The 18951-nt window shown below is 69.7% G+C and carries 19 protein-coding genes; 11 read left to right on the top strand and 8 right to left on the bottom strand.

What is annotated here, in order from left to right; genetic code table 11:
* The first annotated feature begins 110 nt into the window (after positions 1 to 110).
* The 10 genes from ACWD04_RS23675 (at position 111) to ACWD04_RS23630 (ending at position 9358) form a co-directional block, all read left to right on the top strand.
* Entirely contained in the window at positions 111 to 1808 is a 1698-nt protein-coding gene (locus ACWD04_RS23675) for a nitrite/sulfite reductase (protein ID WP_451134984.1), read from the top strand.
* The gene (locus tag ACWD04_RS23670) at positions 1805 to 1984 is read left to right on the top strand and encodes a hypothetical protein (RefSeq protein ID WP_031095411.1); all 180 of its coding nucleotides are present in this window, start codon (positions 1805 to 1807) and stop codon (positions 1982 to 1984) included. Before ACWD04_RS23675 ends, ACWD04_RS23670 begins: the two co-directional genes overlap by 4 nt.
* A complete protein-coding gene (locus ACWD04_RS23665) occupies positions 1981 to 2697 on the top strand; it encodes a phosphoadenylyl-sulfate reductase (RefSeq protein WP_451134982.1) in 717 nt (238 codons plus the stop codon). The genes ACWD04_RS23670 and ACWD04_RS23665 overlap by 4 nt, the downstream gene beginning before the upstream one ends.
* Positions 2698 to 2720: 23 nt before the next feature.
* Positions 2721 to 3266 (top strand): adenylyl-sulfate kinase, encoded by a 546-nt coding sequence (gene cysC, locus ACWD04_RS23660; protein ID WP_451134980.1) that lies wholly within the window; start codon positions 2721 to 2723, stop codon positions 3264 to 3266.
* Positions 3263 to 4198, top strand: a complete 936-nt coding sequence (gene cysD, locus ACWD04_RS23655) for a sulfate adenylyltransferase subunit CysD (RefSeq protein ID WP_451134978.1) — start codon at positions 3263 to 3265, stop codon at positions 4196 to 4198. The genes cysC and cysD overlap by 4 nt, the downstream gene beginning before the upstream one ends.
* A 2-nt stretch (positions 4199 to 4200) precedes the next feature.
* A complete protein-coding gene (locus tag ACWD04_RS23650) occupies positions 4201 to 5547 on the top strand; it encodes a sulfate adenylyltransferase subunit 1 (RefSeq protein ID WP_451134976.1) in 1347 nt (448 codons plus the stop codon).
* Positions 5548 to 5781: 234 nt separating this feature from the next.
* Complete coding sequence (locus ACWD04_RS23645) at positions 5782 to 6897, top strand: aliphatic sulfonate ABC transporter substrate-binding protein (RefSeq protein WP_451134974.1); 1116 nt, start codon at positions 5782 to 5784, stop codon at positions 6895 to 6897.
* 45 nt (positions 6898 to 6942) lie between these two features.
* Complete coding sequence (locus ACWD04_RS23640; protein ID WP_451134972.1) at positions 6943 to 7734, top strand: ABC transporter ATP-binding protein; 792 nt, start codon at positions 6943 to 6945, stop codon at positions 7732 to 7734.
* The gene (locus ACWD04_RS23635) at positions 7721 to 8599 is read left to right on the top strand and encodes an ABC transporter permease (protein ID WP_451134970.1); all 879 of its coding nucleotides are present in this window, start codon (positions 7721 to 7723) and stop codon (positions 8597 to 8599) included. Before ACWD04_RS23640 ends, ACWD04_RS23635 begins: the two co-directional genes overlap by 14 nt.
* A gap of 6 nt (positions 8600 to 8605) precedes the next feature.
* A complete protein-coding gene (locus ACWD04_RS23630; RefSeq protein ID WP_451134968.1) occupies positions 8606 to 9358 on the top strand; it encodes a sirohydrochlorin chelatase in 753 nt (250 codons plus the stop codon).
* A 148-nt stretch (positions 9359 to 9506) separates the two neighbouring features.
* Here the strand turns inward: ACWD04_RS23630 and ACWD04_RS23625 are convergent, their stop codons facing one another.
* From ACWD04_RS23625 to ACWD04_RS23590, 8 genes are all read right to left on the bottom strand, one after another.
* Complete coding sequence (locus ACWD04_RS23625; protein ID WP_451134966.1) at positions 9507 to 10424, bottom strand: S1 family peptidase; 918 nt, start codon at positions 10422 to 10424, stop codon at positions 9507 to 9509.
* Positions 10425 to 10976: 552 nt separating this feature from the next.
* Positions 10977 to 11360: a nuclear transport factor 2 family protein gene (locus ACWD04_RS23620; protein ID WP_451134964.1), complete on the bottom strand. Its 384-nt coding sequence runs from the start codon at positions 11358 to 11360 to the stop codon at positions 10977 to 10979.
* Positions 11353 to 11901 (bottom strand): DUF1697 domain-containing protein, encoded by a 549-nt coding sequence (locus ACWD04_RS23615; RefSeq protein WP_451134962.1) that lies wholly within the window; start codon positions 11899 to 11901, stop codon positions 11353 to 11355. Before ACWD04_RS23615 ends, ACWD04_RS23620 begins: the two co-directional genes overlap by 8 nt.
* 103 nt (positions 11902 to 12004) lie before the next feature.
* Positions 12005 to 13207, bottom strand: coding sequence for a S8 family peptidase (locus tag ACWD04_RS23610; protein WP_451134960.1), 1203 nt, complete (start codon positions 13205 to 13207; stop codon positions 12005 to 12007).
* Positions 13208 to 13551: 344 nt separating this feature from the next.
* Positions 13552 to 14745, bottom strand: a complete 1194-nt coding sequence (gene mgt, locus ACWD04_RS23605; protein WP_451134958.1) for a macrolide-inactivating glycosyltransferase — start codon at positions 14743 to 14745, stop codon at positions 13552 to 13554.
* A 65-nt stretch (positions 14746 to 14810) separates the two neighbouring features.
* The gene (locus ACWD04_RS23600) at positions 14811 to 16106 is read right to left on the bottom strand and encodes an ABC transporter substrate-binding protein (RefSeq protein WP_451134956.1); all 1296 of its coding nucleotides are present in this window, start codon (positions 16104 to 16106) and stop codon (positions 14811 to 14813) included.
* Positions 16106 to 16945, bottom strand: coding sequence for a carbohydrate ABC transporter permease (locus ACWD04_RS23595; protein ID WP_451134954.1), 840 nt, complete (start codon positions 16943 to 16945; stop codon positions 16106 to 16108). Before ACWD04_RS23595 ends, ACWD04_RS23600 begins: the two co-directional genes overlap by 1 nt.
* On the bottom strand, positions 16942 to 17880 hold the full coding sequence (locus ACWD04_RS23590) for a carbohydrate ABC transporter permease (protein WP_451134952.1): 939 nt from the start codon (positions 17878 to 17880) through the stop codon (positions 16942 to 16944). Before ACWD04_RS23590 ends, ACWD04_RS23595 begins: the two co-directional genes overlap by 4 nt.
* Before the next feature lie 125 nt (positions 17881 to 18005).
* Between ACWD04_RS23590 and ACWD04_RS23585 the strand changes: the two genes are divergently transcribed.
* Positions 18006 to 18872 carry a phosphotransferase enzyme family protein gene (locus tag ACWD04_RS23585; protein WP_451134950.1) on the top strand — a complete coding sequence of 289 codons (867 nt, stop codon included), beginning with the start codon at positions 18006 to 18008 and terminating at the stop codon, positions 18870 to 18872.
* The last annotated feature ends 79 nt before the right edge of the window (positions 18873 to 18951 follow it).

Here is an 18951-nt window from a genome sequence, read left to right as displayed (position 1 = left end):
CTCCAGCACCGCGATTCCCTGATGTTCCGCTCCACCCCTGCGCACCGCCGCGCCTCACGCGAGTGTGCAGTTCAGAGCCGCCCTCCTGCAGTCCCGAAGGACGTATCGCCATGGCCGCCAGCCCCGAGAAGCCTGCTACCGCCACGCCTCGCCGCAAGGCCGGACGTCACCGTGGTGAAGGTCAGTGGGCCATGGGTCACTTCACCCCGCTGAACGGGAACGAGCAGTTCAAGAAGGACGACGACAGTCTCAACGTGCGGACACGCATTGAGACGATCTATTCCAAGCGCGGATTCGACTCCATCGACCCGAACGACCTGCGCGGGCGTATGCGCTGGTGGGGCCTGTACACCCAGCGCCGGCCCGGCATCGACGGCGGCAAGACCGCCGTGCTGGAGCCGGAGGAGCTCGACGACCGCTACTTCATGCTGCGCGTGCGCATCGACGGCGGGAAGCTGACCACCGCGCAACTGCGGGTGATCGGCGAGATCTCGCAGGAGTACGCGCGGGGCACCGCCGACATCACCGACCGGCAGAACGTCCAGCTGCACTGGATCCGCATCGAGGACGTCCCGGCGATCTGGGAGAAGCTGGAGGCCGTCGGGCTCTCGACCACCGAGGCCTGCGGGGACTGCCCCCGTGTGATCATCGGTTCGCCGGTGGCCGGCATCGCCGCCGACGAGATCATCGACGGCACGTCCGCGGTCGACGAGATCCACGAGCGCTACATCGGCAGCAGGGAATTCTCCAACCTGCCCCGTAAGTTCAAGACCGCGATCTCGGGTTCGCCGGTCCAAGACGTGGTGCACGAGATCAACGACATCGCCTTCGTGGGCGTGGACCATCCCGAGCACGGTCCCGGCTTCGACCTGTGGGTCGGCGGCGGGCTCTCCACCAACCCACGGTTCGCCGAACGCCTGGGCGCCTGGGTGCCGCTGGACGAGGTCGCCGACGTCTGGGCCGGTGTCGTCGGGATCTTCCGTGACTACGGCTACCGCCGGCTGCGTACGCGCGCCCGCCTGAAGTTCCTGATGGCCGACTGGGGCCCGGAGAAGTTCCGCCAGGTACTCGAGGACGAATACCTCAAGCGCCCGATGCTGGACGGCCCGCCGCCCGCACAGCCCTCCTCCCGCTGGCGCGACCACATCGGTGTGCACGCGCAGCAGGACGGCCGCTTCTACGTGGGCTTCGCCCCGCGCGTCGGCCGGGTGGACGGCTCCACCCTGGCCAAGATCGCCGATCTGGCCGAGGCACACGGTTCGGGCCGGGTACGCACCACCGTCGAGCAGAAGATGCTCATCCTGGACGTGGAGCAGGACCGGATCGAATCCCTGACCGCCGGACTGGAGGCACTGGACTTCCAGGTGAAGGCCTCCCCCTTCCGGCGCGGCACGATGGCCTGCACCGGCATCGAGTTCTGCAAGCTGGCGATCGTCGAGACGAAGGCGCGCGGCGCCGCGCTCATCGACGAACTGGAGCGCCGTATGCCGGAGTTCGAGGAGCCGCTCTCCATCAACATCAACGGCTGCCCCAACGCCTGCGCCCGCATCCAGACCGCGGACATCGGCCTCAAGGGCCAGCTCATGCTGGACGGCGACGGCAACCAGGTCGAGGGGTACCAGGTGCACCTCGGCGGCGCGCTCGGCCTGGGGGCCGGTTTCGGCCGCAAGGTCCGTGGCCTGAAGGTCACTTCGGCCGAACTTCCTGACTACGTCGAGCGGGTGCTCGGCAAGTTCCAGGAGGAGCGCGAGGACGGCGAGCGCTTCGCGACCTGGGCCGCCCGGGCCAGTGCGGAGTCGCTGTCATGAGCGAGCGAGCCGCGCCGTTCTACTGCCCGTACTGCGGCGACGAGGACCTGCGCCCGCACGAGGCCGGCCACGGCGCCTGGGAATGTGCTTCCTGCAACCGCGCGTTCCAGCTGAAGTTCCTGGGTCTGCTGGCCCAGGGGCTCCAGCGCGACGATGTCGAAGGGGACGGGACATGACGGACACTCTGCAAGCCGGTCAGCTCACCGACGAGGCCCTGAAGGATCTGGCCGTACAGGCTGGGCGCGACCTGGAGGACGCCTCCGCGAGCGACATCCTGCAGTGGGCGGCCGATACCTTCGGCAAGCGCTTCTGCGTCACCTCCTCCATGGAGGACGCGGTCGTCGCGCACCTGGCATCCCGGGTCTTCCCCGGCGTGGACGTCGTCTTCCTGGACACGGGCTACCACTTCGAGGAGACCATCGGCACGCGGGACGCGGTGGACGCCGTGATGGACGTCAACCTCATCACGCTGACGCCGCGTCAGTCCGTGGCCGAGCAGGACGCCGAGCACGGACCGAGGCTGCACGACCGTGATCCCGACCTGTGCTGCGCACTGCGCAAGGTCAAGCCCCTGGAGGAAGGGCTGACCGCGTATGCCGCCTGGGCGACCGGCCTGCGCCGCGACGAGTCCCCCACCCGGGCCGGCACTCCTGTGGTGGGCTGGGACGAGAAGCGCCGCAAGGTGAAGATCTCCCCGATCGCCCGCTGGACCCAGGACGACGTGGACGCCTACGTCGCCGAGCACGGCGTACTGACCAACCCGCTGCTGACGGACGGTTACGCCTCCGTCGGCTGCGCGCCCTGCACCCGGCGGGTGCTGGAGGGCGAGGACGCACGGGCCGGCCGCTGGGCCGGGCGTGGCAAGACCGAATGCGGGCTGCACGGCTGATGACGACTGATCAGGAGATACCGATGAGCGTGACGGAGACGGGAGCCACGGTCTGGCTCACCGGTCTGCCGAGCGCGGGCAAGACCACCATCGCCTATGAACTCGCGGGCCGGCTGCGCGCCGACGGGCACCGGGTCGAGGTGCTCGACGGAGACGAGATCCGCGAGTTCCTCTCCGCGGGCCTCGGCTTCTCGCGCGAGGACCGGCACACCAACGTCCAGCGGATCGGCTTCGTCGCCGAACTGCTGGCCGCCAACGGCGTGAAGGCCCTCGTCCCGGTCATCGCGCCGTACGCCGACAGCCGTGACGCCGTACGCAAGCGTCATCTGCAGGAGGGCACCTCGTATCTGGAGGTGCACGTCGCGACCCCGGTCGAGGTGTGCTCCGAGCGCGATGTGAAGGGGCTGTACGCCAAGCAGGCAGCGGGCGAGATCAGTGGTCTCACCGGGGTCGACGACCCCTACGAGGCACCTGAGTCGCCGGATCTGCGGATCGAGTCGCACCAGCAGACCGTGCAGGAGTCCGCAGCGGCGCTCCACGCGCTGCTCACCGAGAGGGGCCTGGCGTGAGTACTGTCGCCACCGTGCCGGAAGGCACTGTCAACCCGTACACGCTGAGCCACCTGGACTCCCTGGAGTCGGAAGCGGTGCACATCTTCCGCGAGGTGGCAGGTGAGTTCGAGCGGCCGGTGATCCTGTTCTCCGGCGGCAAGGACTCGATCCTGATGCTGCACCTCGCGCTGAAGGCGTTCGCCCCCGCGCCGATCCCCTTCACCCTGCTGCACGTGGACACCGGGCACAACTTCCCCGAGGTCCTCGAATACCGCGACCACACCGTCGAGAAGCACGGCCTGCGCCTGCACGTCGCCTCCGTCCAGGAGTACATCGACGCCGGCAAGCTCCGCGAGCGCCCCGACGGCACCCGCAACCCCCTCCAGACGGTGCCGCTCACCGAGGCCATCCAGCAGCACCGCTTCGACGCCGTCTTCGGCGGGGGACGCCGTGACGAGGAGAAGGCCCGCGCCAAGGAGCGTGTCTTCTCCCTGCGCGACGAGTTCTCCCAGTGGGACCCCCGCCGCCAGCGCCCCGAGCTGTGGCAGCTCTACAACGGCCGCCACGCCCCTGGCGAACACGTCCGCGTCTTCCCCATCTCCAACTGGACCGAGCTGGACGTCTGGCAGTACATCGAGCGCGAGGGCATCGAGCTCCCCCAGATCTACTTCGCCCACGAGCGCGAGGTCTTCAACCGTTCCGGCATGTGGCTGACCGCCGGCGACTGGGGCGGTCCCAAGGATGACGAGAAGACCGAGATCCGCCAGGTGCGCTACCGCACCGTCGGCGACATGTCCTGCACCGGCGCCGTCGACTCCGACGCCACCACCCTGGACGCCGTGATCACCGAGATCGCCGCCTCCCGCCTCACCGAGCGGGGTGCGACCCGCGCCGACGACAAGATGTCCGAGGCCGCGATGGAAGACCGCAAGCGCGAGGGGTACTTCTAGACATGAGCATCACCACGACCGAGCAGCTCTCGGCCACCACCCTGCTGCGGTTCGCCACCGCCGGTTCCGTCGACGACGGCAAGTCGACCCTCGTCGGACGCCTGCTGCACGACTCCAAGTCGGTCCTCACCGACCAGCTGGAAGCCGTCGCGCTGGCCTCCACCAACCGCGGCCAGGAGGCGCCCGACCTGGCGCTCCTCACCGACGGCCTGCGCGCCGAGCGCGAGCAGGGCATCACCATCGATGTCGCATACCGCTACTTCGCCACCCCCCGGCGCCGCTTCATCCTCGCCGACACCCCCGGCCATGTGCAGTACACCCGCAACATGGTCACCGGCGCCTCCACCGCCGAACTGGCCGTGGTCCTCGTCGACGCCCGCAACGGCGTCGTCGAACAGACGCGCCGCCACGCCGCCGTCGCCGCACTCCTGCGCGTCCCGCACGTCGTCCTCGCCGTCAACAAGATGGACCTCGTGGACTACGCGGAGCCCGTCTTCGCCGCCATAGCGAAGGAGTTCACCGCGTACGCGGCCTCGCTCGGCGTACCGGAGATCACCGCGATCCCGATCTCGGCCCTGGCCGGCGACAACGTCGTGGAGCCGTCCGCCCACATGGACTGGTACGGCGGCCCCACGGTCCTGGAGCACCTGGAGACGGTGCCGGTCAGCCATGACCTGACGGAGTGCCACGCGCGCTTCCCGGTGCAGTACGTGATCCGTCCGCAGACCACCGAGTACCCCGACTACCGTGGCTACGCCGGTCAGATCGCCGCCGGGGTGTTCCGGGTCGGCGAGACCGTCTCCGTGCTGCCGTCCGGACGCACCACGACGATCGAGGGGATCGACGCGCTCGGCGAGAGCGTCGGCATCGCCTGGGCCCCGCAGTCGGTGACGATACGGCTGGCCGACGACATCGACGTCTCGCGCGGCGACCTGATCGCCCCGGCGGACGACGCCCCCGCCGTCACGCAGGACGTCGAGGCGACCGTCTGCCATGTGGCCGACCAACCGCTCACCGTGGGCCAGCGGGTGCTGCTCAAGCACACCACGCGCACGGTCAAGGCGATCGTCAAGGACATCCCGTCGCGGCTCACGCTGGACGACCTCTCCCAGCACCCGGCACCCGGGCAGCTGGTGGCCAACGACATCGGCCGGGTCGTCGTGCGTACCGCCGAGCCGCTCGCGCTCGACGCCTACGCGGACTCGCGGCGCACCGGCTCGTTCCTGCTGATCGACCCCGCCGACGGCACGACGCTCTCGGCCGGGATGGCGGGCGCCTCGTTCGCCGCCGTCACCGACGGGGCCGCGGACGCGGACACTTCCGCCGAGGACGCGGCGTGGGACTTCTGATGACCACGGATTTCTTCTCGACCTTCGCGAAGGAGGGCGGCCGGGTCGGCAGTGGCGCCCTCGGCAGCGGCCAGGGCGGGGTCGGGCGATGTGCGTGATGACGTACGCGCACTGCCTGCGCGCCCGCTTGCAAGGACCGCACCGCCGGTTCAGACGAAGACCTGCCGATCGCCCGGCCGCGCCACCTGACTCCAGGGGGGCGTGAGTACCGGGCCGACGAGAGGAAAGCCTCCCGTGCCTGCCACCCGTACCGCTCTCCGCCGCAGCCTCGCCGCTGCCGCCGCTCTGCCGCTGCTCGCCGTGGCGCTCACCGCCTGCGGCTACGGTTCCGAGGCGAAGGACGACGGCTCCCAGAAGTCGAACGTCTCCGCCGGCGGGAAGAAGCTCTCGGCGGACACCGTGAAGATCGGGTACTTTCCGAATCTCACGCACGCCACCGCTCTGGTCGGCATCCAGGAAGGCCTCATCGCCAAGGAGCTGGGCGGCACCACGGTCAAGCCCTCGACGTTCAACGCCGGGCCCTCCGAGATCGAGGCGCTCAACGCGGGTTCGATCGACATCGGCTTCATCGGTCCCGCCCCGTCGATCAACGGCTACAGCAAGTCCAAGGGGCAGAGCCTGCGGATCCTCGGCGGATCGGCCTCCGGCGGAGTGAAGCTCGTCGTGAACCCGGAGAAGATCAAGACCCTGGACGACCTCAAGGGCAAGAAGATCGCCACCCCACAGCTCGGCAACACCCAGGACGTGGCGTTCCTCAACTGGATCTCCGAGAAGGGCTGGAAGGTCGACGCCCAGAGCGGCAAGGGCGACGTCTCCGTCGTCCGTTCGGACAACAAGGTGACCCCGGACGCTTTCAAGGCCGGGTCCCTGGACGGCGCGTGGGTCCCGGAGCCGACCGCTTCGAAGCTGGTCGCCGAGGGCGGCAAGGTCCTGCTCGACGAGTCGTCGCTGTGGCCTGACGACAAGTTCGTCATCACGAACATCATCGTGTCGCAGAAGTTCCTCTCCGAACACCCGGACGTCGTGGACGCGGTACTGCGCGGCACGGTCAACACGAACAAGTGGATCAACGCCAACCCGGACAAGGCGAAGGCCTCGGCCAACACCGCGCTCGAGGAGCTGAGCGGCAAGGCACTGCCCGCCGACGTCCTCGCCCCGGCGTGGGAGTCCATCCGGTTCACCGATGATCCGCTGGCCGCCACGCTCCAGGCGCAGGCGGACCACGCGGTCGAGGCCGGTCTGCTGGAGAAGCCCGACCTCAACGGCATCTACGACCTGAAGCCGCTGAACAAGATCCTCAAGGCAGCAGGACAGCCCGAGGTCGCCGACGCCGGCCTCGGTGCCAAGTAGCCCACCCGACCGCACCAGGATCCCTGAATTCAGGAGGTGACGACCATGGCGACCACCACCCTCACCAAGGCCGAGGACCGTGCAGCGGTCGAGCACGCCGCTCGTGTCACGAACGTGTCCAAGTCCTTCGCCGGACCCACGGGGCAGCAGCTGGTCCTGGACGACATCACACTCGATGTCGCGCCGGGCGAATTCGTCACCCTTCTGGGAGCATCCGGGTGCGGCAAGTCCACTCTGCTCAACCTGGTGGCCGGACTCGACCGCCCGACCGCGGGATCCATCGAGACCCCCGGCGGGCGGCCGGCCCTGATGTTCCAGGAGCACGCCCTCTTCCCGTGGCTGACCGCGGGCAAGAACATCGAACTGGCCCTGCGGCTGCGCGGGGTACCGAAGTCGGACCGCCGACCGGAGGCGGAACGGCTGCTCGAGCTCGTGCGCCTGGGCGGGGCGTACGGCAAGCGGGTGCACGAACTCTCGGGCGGGATGCGCCAGCGGGTGGCGATGGCCCGTGCGCTCGCCCAGGACAGCCAGCTGCTCCTGATGGACGAGCCGTTCGCCGCGCTCGACGCCATCACGCGCGATGTACTGCACGATGAACTGACCCGGATCTGGCACGAGACGAACGCGTCCGTCCTGTTCGTCACCCACAACGTGCGCGAGGCGGTGCGGCTCGCCCAGCGCGTCATCCTGCTGTCGTCGCGTCCCGGCCGGATCGCCCGGGAGTGGAAGGTCGACATCGAGCAGCCTCGCCGCATCGAGGACACCGCCGTGGCGGAGCTGTCCGTCGAGATCACCGAACAACTGCGTGGGGAGATCCGCCGACATGGCCAGCACTGAAACGAAGGCCGACGACCTGGCGGGTCTCGAGGCGGGCCTGGACGCGCTCGACGCCGTACAGGTACGCAGGACGCCGACCCGCGAGATCCTGCTCGGCAAGATCCTGCCGCCGGTCGTCGCGGTCGTCCTCGTGGTGCTCCTCTGGCAGCTGCTGGTCTGGGCGAAGGTCACCGACGACTACAAGCTGCCGCCGCCTTCGGCGGTCTGGGACAGCCTGACCGACATGTGGCTCCAGGGCACTCTGCTGGAAGTCATCTGGACCAGTGTGTCCCGCGGTCTGCTCGGCTTCGTGATGGCCGTCGCGATCGGCACCCCCCTGGGTCTGCTGGTGGCACGGGTGAAGGTGGTCCGGGCGGCGATCGGCCCGATCCTGTCAGGGCTGCAGTCCCTGCCGTCCGTGGCGTGGGTGGCTCCGGCCATCATCTGGCTCGGCCTCGACGACAAGACGATGTACGCCGTGATTCTGCTCGGCGCGGTCCCGTCCGTCGCCAACGGTCTGGTCTCCGGCGTCGACCAGGTGCCGCCGCTGTTCCTGCGCGCGGGCCGCACGATCGGCGCGACGGGGCTGCGCGGGACGATCCACATCGTCCTGCCGGCCTCGCTGCCCGGCTATCTGGCGGGGCTCAAGCAGGGCTGGGCGTTCTCCTGGCGCTCGCTCATGGCCGCCGAGATCATCGCTTCCTCGCCCGACCTGGGCCTGGGACTCGGCCAGTTGCTGGAGAACGGCCGGAACAACTTCGACATGCCGGGGATCTTCCTGGCGATTCTTCTCATCCTGTTCGTCGGCATAGCGATCGACCTGCTGATCTTCAGCCCGCTGGAGCGGCGGGTGCTGCGCAGCCGCGGTCTCCTCGTCAGGAGCTGAGTTCTCATGGCCTCCCCCGTCCTGCTCGTCATCGCCCACGGCAGCCGCGACCCGCGGCACGCCGCGGCCGTGCACGCGCTCACCGCGCGGGTGCGGTCGCTGCGGCCCGGGCTGCGTGTGGAGACGGGCTTCCTGGAATTCAACGCACCATCGGTGCCGAGGGTGCTGGAGCGTCTGGCCGCCGAACGGGCGGACGAGGTCGTCGCGCTCCCCCTGCTGCTGACCCGGGCCTTCCACGCCAAGTCGGACATCCCCTCGGTGCTGCGCGAGGCCCGCACCCGGCTCCCACGGCTGCGGATCAGCCAGGCCGACGTCCTCGGTCCGTCCCCGCTGCTGAACACGGCACTGGAACAGAGGCTGTACGAGGCCGGGGTGTCCCCCGGCGACAAGAGCTCGACCGGGTTGGTCCTGGCCTCGGCGGGCTCCACAGACCCGGAGGCGATCGCAGTGATCGCTGAAATCGCGCGGGAGCTGCGGCACACCGGTTGGTGCGCCGTGCGGCCTGCGTTCGCCTCCGCATCCCTTCCGCGGACCGCCGATGTGGTGCGCGCCCTGCGTACCGACGGTGTTCGGCGGGTCGCGGTCGCCCCGTACGTCATCGCTCCCGGCCGTCTCCCCGACCGCATCGCCACGGGCGCGGAGGAGGCCGGAGCGGATGTGCTGGCCGGCGTACTGGGACCGTCCCCCGCTCTCGCCCGGCTGTTGCTGACCCGGTACGACGAAGCGCGCGTGCCGGTCGACGGGGCGATGAGCGCCTGACCGACGTCCAGGCTGCCGGTGCGCCCGCGCTTCCGCTCGCGGAGCCCGGGTGAGGCACACCGGTCCGAAAGCGGATACGGCAACGGGCCGCGCTCGGTGAGCGCGGCCCGTCGGCAGGTGGTGGCGCGTGAGGTCCTGGCAGCCGGACCTAGAAGATGCTGACACCGTAGGCGCTCAGCGCCTCGGTGACGGGCTGGAAGAACGTGGTGCCGCCCGAGCTGCAGTTACCGCTGCCGCCCGAGGTGAGGCCCAGCGCGGTGGTGCCGGAGAAGAGCGAACCGCCGCTGTCGCCGGGCTCGGCGCAGACGTTGGTCTGGATCATGCCGTAGACGACGTCACCGCTGCCGTAGTTCACCGTCGCGTTGAGGCCGGTGACGGTGCCGCTGTGGACGCCGGTGGTGGAACCGCTGCGCTTGACGGCCTGGCCGACTCGGGGGGTCGCGGCGGAGGTGATCTCCTGATAGCTGCCGTTGTAGAGGGAGACCCGGCCGTCCGCGGCGGCGCTGCTGGCATGCCGGATGATCCCGTAGTCGTTGACCGGGAAGCTGGAGCCGGTCCTGGTGCCGAGGGTCGTGCTCTGGCCGGAGTTGGTGTACCAGGTGCTGCCGATCTCGGTGCAGTGCCCGGCGGTCAGCGCGTAATAGGTGCTGCCGCTGCGGACGTTGAAGCCGAGGGAGCAGCGTCCGCCGCCGGCGTAGATGGCCTGTCCGCCCGCGATGAGCTTGTTGAACGTGCCCGGGGTGTGCTTGATGTCGGCCTTCGCGCCCGAGTCGGTGACCGACTTCTTGATCGTGGCGACCTCGGCGGCGGTGACCGTGCTGTCGACGGTCACGACGACCTTGCCGGTGCTCGCCTCGGTGTACCAGGCCGTGCCCGCGATGTCGGCGCCGAGCACGGCGGAACTGGCCTCGGTCAGCTCGGCCTTCGTCACGGTGGTGTCCGGTGCCGCCTGGGCGACAGCGGTGGGTGCCGCAAGCGCCACAGCGGTGACCAGACCCGAGGTGGCGGCAATGAGACGAGCACGTCTGGAGAGCGAGCCGAGGGGAGCGAAGCGCTTGAAGGTCACAGGATCCTCCGTCGTTGGGGGGTGTCCGGTCCGCTGGGTGGGCGGTCCGAGGGTGTGCGGCTGTCCGCGACCGGGGGTTCTGATCGTGGACCTGCCAACCGCACGCTCGCATCCTTGACTCCGCCGGAACCGGTGACAAGGTCGTCTTCCGGACCACGGCGGAGAACGGACCGTGAACTCCGATATGCGTGCGAGTAGCCTCCGAACAACGAAGTCCGCTCACCGAACGGAGGTGCGCGGCGAATTGCAGCAAACGCCGGAACGCGGGGCGGACATGGGCCGCTGTCTGTGCGCATCGCGTTCACACACACCCCTCCTGCCCGCGAGGCGTGCGTACCCAGGCGCCCGCAGCCCGGACCGGAGCCGCCGGGACGTCGACCGTTCGGGCGGCTTACCGGCGTTTTGCCCGGGCGCTCCCCTTGGCCGGAATCGGCCCTTCCGGCGAGAACCGGCCGGGCTCGTGGCACGGATCAGACCGGGGCGGCACTCTTGCGGCGCCGCACCGGTGTGTGCTGACGGCGGATATCGGCGAGCGGGACAAAACCGCCCCGTTCAGACCTCGGCGAACGGATCGTCGATGAAGGGCGTGGCCTGGTGGAAGTAGAGCAGCCAGCCCCTCCCGGTCAGCCGCCACAGTGAACTGCGGTGGGAGCGAAGGCCTTTGGACTCCGTGTCGAAGGTGAGATGCACCAGGTCCGGCGCCAGCTGGTCACCCCGCATCCGTGACGCCGTGAGCGGTCCCGGACACGGTGTCTCCGGGGCCGTGAGCATGGCGATGATCGTGTCCCGCTCCCACAGCCGGCCGCTGGTGCCGATCTCCCGGAAGTCGGCGTGCAGCAGTGTGGCCATCACATCGGCGGAGGCACGCACCACGGGGTCGAGGAGGCGGAGCTCACCGTCGATGGCCGCGGCCACGGCGGGCGAGGGTTCAGTCACGCGTCATCTCCACCAGCTTGGCGACGGTGTTCCAGTTGCGGCTGGTGGCGACGAGCCCCCGGGTGACAGCGGGCCGCCCGAGCGCCACGGCAAGCTTGGAGCGCCCGAGCCCGTCGGGCGCGTACAGATAAAGGGAGCGGTCCCCCAGCCGGAACTCTTCGGGGCGGAAGGCGTCGGCGTCGAGCGAGGCCAGCCGTGCGGCATCGACGGCCTGGTCGAAATAGGTGACGTGCAGCTGCTTGCCCTCGAGCTCGGCTGCCGGGAACGGGCAGGCCTCGGCCACTGCCGCGAGATATGCGCCCGAGCGGACGAGGCAGTCGACCGGGAAGCCGAACCGTTCCTCGAACGCCCGCTCCAGCCCGACGGCCAGGTCGCTCTCGTCGCCCGCCGCGCTGCGGAACACGGCGTTTCCGCTCTGCAGATGCGTGGCGACGTCCTCGTGCCCCAGCTCCTTGAGCAGCGTACGGAGGTCCGCCATCGGCACCCGCCGGTGACCGCTGACATTGATACCCCGCAGCAGCGCCGCGTACATCGTGCTCATGTCCCCACCCTAGATCTTTCCACCGGCAGAGGCCGCCGCGCCCCGTGGGGGAGGGCGCGGCGGCCTCCTGCCTGTTCTACCCGGCCTGCTCGGCCTGCTCGGCCTACTCCACGACCTTCAGGAGCTTGTTCGCCGTGCCCTCGGTCGCGTTGGTGACCGCGTCCGGGGTGGCGCCGTCGGTGAGCGCCGTGGCGACCTCCTCGGGCGTGGCGTCCGGGTGTCCGCCGAGGTAGACGGCGGCGGCACCGACGACGTGCGGGGTCGCCATGGACGTACCGGAGATGGTGTTCGTGCCGTCGTCGCTGTCGTTCCACGTCGACGTGATGTCCGAGCCCGGGGCGTAGATGTCCACGACCGAGCCGAAGTTGGAGAACGACGACTGCTCGTCGTCCACCGTGGACGAGGCGACCGTGATGGCCTCGGGCACACGGGAGGGGGAGCCCTCGCCCGCGTCGCTCGACTCGTTGCCCGCGGCGACCGCGAAGGTGACGCCGGAGGCGACGGCCTTCTGCACCGCGGCGTCGAGGGCCGGGTCAGCGGATCCGCCGAGGCTCATGTTGGCGACGGACGGACCCTCGTGGTTCGCGGTGACCCAGTCGATCCCCGCGACGACCTGCTCGGTGGTGCCCGAGCCCGCGTCGTCCAGGACGCGGACGGCCACGATCTTCGCCTTCTTGGCCACGCCGTGGGACGCGCCCGCTATGGTCCCGGCCACATGGGTGCCGTGTCCGTTGCCGTCGTCGGCGTCGTCGTCGTTGTCCACGGCGTCGAAGCCGGAAGTGGCGCGGCCCTCGAAGTCGTTGTGCGTGACGCGGACACCGGTGTCGATGACGTACGCCGTGACGTCCCCACCCGCGGCATCCGGGTAGGTGTACGCGTCGTCACCTGCGGTTTCGGCCTGGTCGATCCGGTCCAGCCCCCAGGACGGCGGGTTGTCCTGGGTGGCGTCGATGTGGAACTTCTTGTTCTGGACGACCTTGGAGACGGCCGGGTCGGCGGCGAGCCGCTTGGCCTCGGTCTCCGAAAGCCCGCTGGCGGAGAAGCCGTTGATGGCCGACTTGTAGTTTCGCTCGAGTGTGCCGCCGTACTGCTGGGCCAGGCCGGCCTTGTCGGCCTTCTGGTCCAGCATCACGATGTAGCTGCCGGAGACGGCTGTCGCCGCGTCCGCGCCGTAGACGGTGCCCATCGCGGGTGCCGGGGCGGCGCCGGCGAACGGAGTGGCGAGCAGGGTGACGCCGGCAGCCACTGCCACTGCGGTGATCGCAGCGGAGAGCTTGACCGAGCGCGCGCGCTTGTGAATTGCCATGAAGAGGGGACTCCTCGTCATTCCTTGTGGGGGGATTGACCCTCGGCCGGAAAATCTCCGTGGGCTGCCTCGAAAGCCTGCTCGATTGACGCGCATAGATCAAGACCTTCATGTAGCCGTCACGCACTCGGCAAGGTTCCGTCACAGAAAAACGGCGCACTCCCCTCCATCTCGGGCGAGCCGCCGGAGTCTCCCAGGCCGCGAGAAGTCGCATCGGCGGCACGTCCGGATGAACGTGACCCGAACGCGCGCGGACAACCCCAGCTCACCGCTGCCGAGCACCGAAACGGAGCGACATGTTTCGGTTGCGTACACCGCGTGCCGGCCGGCGCGGACGCGTCGACTCAGGCGGGCAGTTCGGCCTCGATGAGGTCGGCGGCACGCCGCGTGCCGCCTTCTGCCGCCATCCGCTCCCGCATGACCGCCAGCCTCGCGGCCACCTCCGGATCGCCCACCAGCGCGAGGACGGCGGCCCGCAGCGACGCGGCGCCGGCCTCCTCCTTCGGCAGGTGCCGGGCGACACCGATGGCCTGCAGCATGTCCGCGTTGCCGAACTGGTCGACCGCCTGCGGCACCGCGACCATCGGGGTGCCGGTGGCGAGCCCCTCCTGGCTGCCGCCCGCGCCCGCGTGCGTGATGAAGGCGTCCGCCTGCCTCAGCACGGACAGCTGCGGCACCCAGGAGTGCACCTCGACACTGTCCGGTACCTCCCCGAGCTCCGCCGGATCGACATGGGCGCCGATCTGCAGCACCACGTGCCAGCCCGGCAGTTCACCGAAGGCCTTGACGCACTCACGGTAGAACGCGGGCTCATTGGTGTACGCCGAGCCGAGGGAGACCAGCAGGACTTTCTCCGCACCGGCCGGCCGCTTCCACTCCCCCTGGTCAGCCCGCTCACCCTGACAGGCGCCGACGAAGGTGAACCTCTCGTGGTCCACCCGGTCGGCGTGCGGCTGGAGAGCCTCGGGGATCAGCACCAGCCCACGACGCGGGCGGGCCACGAAGTCGTCGGACGAGAGGTCACCCAGACCGTTGTCCGAGAGCCAGGCCGCGAAGCGGTCGAAGTACGCCCGGCCCTGCGCGGTCCGCCTCAGTTCGGCGTTCGCGGGCTCTCCGATGTCTTCGGCGTACCCCTCCCAGGGCACCAGGTTGGGCCAGAGCTGGACGGCCGGCACACCCCAGCGGTGCGCGAGGACGCGGGCCGGGTAGGCGGTGATGTCGTACAGGACGAGGTCCGGCTCGTCGCCTTCGAAGGCGTCGACGAGCTGCGGGAGCGCCTGGACGGCGTCATCGAGGAACGGCTCGATGTAGTCGACGGGTTCACTGCCCCAGTCCTCGGGATCGGTGGGCAGCGTGGAGGTGTAGATCACCGGCTCGGCCCCGGTGGCGGCGACCTTGTCGGCGAAGGAGGCCGGGATGGCGTAACTGACGCGGTGCCCACGGGCGACGAGCTCCCGGATCACTTCGAGGCTCGGGTTCACATGGCCGTGGGCGGCGATGGAGAACATGGCGATATGGGCACGCGGGGTCGATGTCATGGCCCCACGTTAAACGAGACGATACGTCTCGTCTATTTGTTTTCGGCGTCTGCTCTGCGGCCGGATCAGCGCTGGTAGCGGGCCAGTACCCGGTTCCCGTCGTCGACCAGACGTTTCTTCAGCTCCTCGGTGCCGATGGCCCCGCTGTAGTACTCCTGGAGCGCGGGCGTGGCGACCTTGTCCTTCCACTCGGGATAACCGCGCACCGACTGCGCGGGGGCGGGGCGCAGCGCCCGGGCGAGAGCGGTGCCCGTCGCCCACCCGTTGGCCTCGGTGTGCAGCGCGGGGTCCGCCAGCGCCTCGGTGCCGGTCGGCAGCATCCAGTCACCCCTGGCCAGCCGCACCATGTTCGCGGGGCGCAGCAGGAAGTCGATGAACTGCACGGCCTCCTTCTTGTGCGGGCTCTCCTCGGCGACCGAGAGGGTCTGCGGACTGACCCCCTGGGCCGGCCCGCCGCTGCCGGCCGGAGCGGGGAGCACCGTCCACTCGAAGCCCTCGGGGGCCTGCTCGACCACCTGCTGGCGGTAGGAGAAGCCCAGCGGGACCATGGCGTACTTGCCGCCGAAGAAGCCGGGGAGCGTGTCCGAACCCCCCATGCCGAGCGCCGAACGCGCGGCGCTGCTGTCGGAGTTCACCTGGTCCCGGACGGTTCCGGGCATGACCTGGTCGCCTTCGTCGAACCGGATGGTCACCTTGCCGTCCGGGCCGCGGTGGAAGAGCTGCCCACCGGCGGAGAGGCCCAGACCGAGGGTGACGGAGACCGGCTCCTTGAGCGGCCAGGCGACCCCGTACGTCCCCTTCATCGTCAGCTTTCGGGTTACCTGGCGGAATTCCGGCCAGCTCCAGGGCTTCTCGGGGGTCGGGATCCGGACGCCGGAGGACTCGAGGATCTTCGTGTTGGCGATCAGGACCTTGGGTTCCTGGAGGAACGGGACTCCGTAGACACCGTCGCCGAAGGTGGTGGTCGCCCAGGACTGCTGTGGGATGTCGTCGGCCAGCCGGTCGGGCAGCAGAGTCCTCAGATCGGCCAGGTAGCCGCCGTACGCGAAGTCCGCGAGGTCGTCGGAGGCGTCGTGGATGATGTCGGGCGCCTCACCGCCCTCGAAGGAGGTGAGCAGCTGGTCGTGGACGTTGTCCCAGCTGCCCTGGACGTAGTCCACCTGGATGTCCGGGTGGGCGGCGTTCCACTCGCGTACGAGTTGCCTGTTGGCGTCCACCGACTCCTTCTGCCAGGCCAGCGACTGGAAGGAGAGCCGGATCGTGCCGTCCGCGTCCGTATCACCCTCTCCCGAGCAGCCGGTCAGCAGGAGAGCGAGTGCGGTGGTCACGGCCGCGGCGAGCGCGGGCAGCCGGCGGCGCATCAGTGCTTCACCGCCCCGGCCGTCAGACCGCCCGTGATGCGCTTCTGGATGACCGCGAAGAGCACCAGCGAGGGAAGGGTGGCGAGGAACGCGGCGGCGGCGAGCGGTCCGAGGTCTGCCACGCCCTCCGCGCCGAGGAAGTGGGTGAGTACGACCGGCAAGGTCTGTTTCTCCGGAGTCTTGAGCAGGACGAGCGCGAAGAAGAACTCGTTCCAAGCGGTGATGAACGCGAAGAGGGCGGTGGCGACGATCCCGGGGGCCAGCAGCGGCGCGGTGACCGACATGAGGATCCGCGCCTTCCCCGCCCCGTCGACGGCGGCGGCCTCCTCGAGTTCGGGTGGCACCGCCCGTACGTAACCGGCCAGCATCCAGAGGGCGAAGGGCAGTGACCAGACGACGTACACCAGGATCAGCCCCCACAGCGAGTTGATCAGGTGCAGGTGCTTGAGGACCAGGAACAGCGGAATGATCACCAGGACGAAGGGGAACGCCTGGCTGACCACGACCCATCCGGTGGCGGCTGTGGAGAGCCGCCCGCGGTGGCGGGCCATCACATAGGCCATGGGCGTGGCGATGACGACGGCGATGAGCGCGGCGCAGACCGCGGCGGTGAGCGAGTTGGCGGCGGCCCTGAGCAGCGGCTGCTCGTCGAAGGCCTGCCGGAAGTTGTCCAGCGTCGGGTTTTCGGGAATCCACGTGGGGTGCAGCGAGCCGAGCTCGCGGGCCGGCTTGAAGGCGGTGGAGATCAGCCAGAGGAAGGGGAACGCCAGGAAGACGAGGTAGCACAGGAGCGCGGCGTACTGACCGGCGCGCGCGGTTCTGCCCGTACGGAGGCTCACGCGTCCTCACCTCCCCTGAGCCGGCCTACGAGGTAGAAGGCGAGGAGCACCGAGATGACGGCGACCATCACGCATCCCATCGCTGCGGCGTAGCCGAACTGTCCGTAGCGGAAAGCCTCTTCGTACGCGAAGAGCATGGGAAGCCGGGTGCGGCCTCCGGGTCCGCCGCTGGTCAGGACGTAGACCAGGGCAAAGGAGTTGAAATTCCAGATGAAGTTGAGCGCGCTGATGGCGAGCGCCACTGGCCTGATGGCGGGCCAGGTGACGGTACGGAAGCGGCGCCAGGCCCCTGCCCCGTCGAGGGCGGCCGCCTCATGGAGTTCGTGCGGGGTGTTCTGCAGCCCGGCCAGCAGCGCCACGGTGGTCTGTGGCATTCCGGCCCAGATACCGACGACAATCACCGCGGGCAGCGCGGTGGCGAGTCCGGTCAGCCAGTCCCGGCCGTCACCGAGCCCGAGATCCCGGATGGTCTCGTTGAGGATTCCGGCGTCGGGGTTGTAGACCAGGCGCCACATGATGCCGACGACGACCTCGGGCATGGCCCAGGGAATGATCGCCAGCGCCCTCGCGAGCCAGCGCATCCGGAGGTTCGCGTTGAGCAGCAGGGCGAGGCCGAGGGCGAGCACGAACTGCGGGACCGTGACCCCGACCGCCCACAGCAGACCGATCCGGAAGGAGTCCCAGAACAGGGTGTCGTGCAGCAGGTCCTGGAAATTGAGGACGCCGATCCATTGGGTGGAACGGGTGCGCCCCGACTGCGCGTCGGTGAAGGCCAGCACGATGCCGTACAGCAGGGGTCCGACGCTCAGGATCAGGATCGGAATCAGTGCGGGCAGCACCAGGAACCAGGCGGCCCCGTCCCGTCGGCGGCCCTCACCCCGTCCACCCTGGGGGGCTTTACGCCCGGACCGCACCACTGCGGTCGCCAATGTCATGAATTCGACCCCTTTACTTCCTTGGATCGGTTTCATACCCGTATGGCCGACCGAGCGGCCCCCGTCATCGTGCTGACGGCCCGCCTGTTCGTCAAGGTGGCCTGCGGGGATGAGAAAATCGAGCCATGGACGACATGCGGGCGCGCGAGGTACTGACTGCCGCCGGACTGGCCGACGGCGCGGAACTCCTCGCGCTGGGCGAGAACGCGGTGTTCGCGCTCGACGACCTGGTGATCAAGGTCGGCCGGGACGCGACGCACCACCCGGAGCTGCGGGAACGGGCCGAGCGCGAGGTGGCCGTCGCCCGGTGGCTCGCCGCGTCCGGCGTTCCCGCCGTACGGGCAGCCGAGCCGCGGGCCCGCCTGGTGGAGGGCCACCCGGTCACGCTGTGGCACCGGCTTCCCGAGGCCGTGCGCCCGACCGAACCGCGCGATCTGGCCCCGCTCCTCACCCAGGTCCACGCGCTGCCCGCCCCCGAGGACTTCACCCTGCCGCGCCGGGAGCTCCTCGGCGGCGTCGAGCGCTGGCTGCGGCTCGCGGGCGACGTGATCGATCCGGCCGACGCCGACTATCTGCGCGGCCGTCGCGACGGCTTCGCGAAGGCCGCGGCTGCTCTCGCTCCCCACCTGCCGCCGGGCCCCATCCACGGCGACGCGCTCCCCCGCAATGTCCACGTCGGCCCGGACGGGCCGGTGCTGGTCGATCTGGAGACCTTCTCCGCCGATCTGCGCGAGCACGACCTGGTGGTCCTCGCCCTCTCGCGTGACCGGTACGGCCTGTCCGCCGAGGCCTACGAGGCGTTCACACAGGCGTACGGATGGGACGTACGCGCCTGGGAGGGGTGCGCGGTGCTGCGCGGCGCACGCGAGACGGCGAGCTGCGCCTGGGTCTCCCAGCACGCCCCGGCGAACCCCAGGGCGCTGGCGGAGTTCAGGCGCAGGGTGGCGTCACTGCGCGAGGACGACCCCCAGGTGCGCTGGTACCCGTTCTGAACGCAGCGACCGTCCGACCCGCACGGGTGGTTGACTTCACGGGACTCATCGACTAGCTCACCGGAACCGAGCGCCCCGA

The sequence above is a fragment of the Streptomyces sp. NPDC002911 genome, from assembly GCF_053591835.1.
The sequence above is the reverse complement of the archived record's forward strand: the minus strand, read 5'-3'. Positions and strand labels throughout refer to the sequence as shown.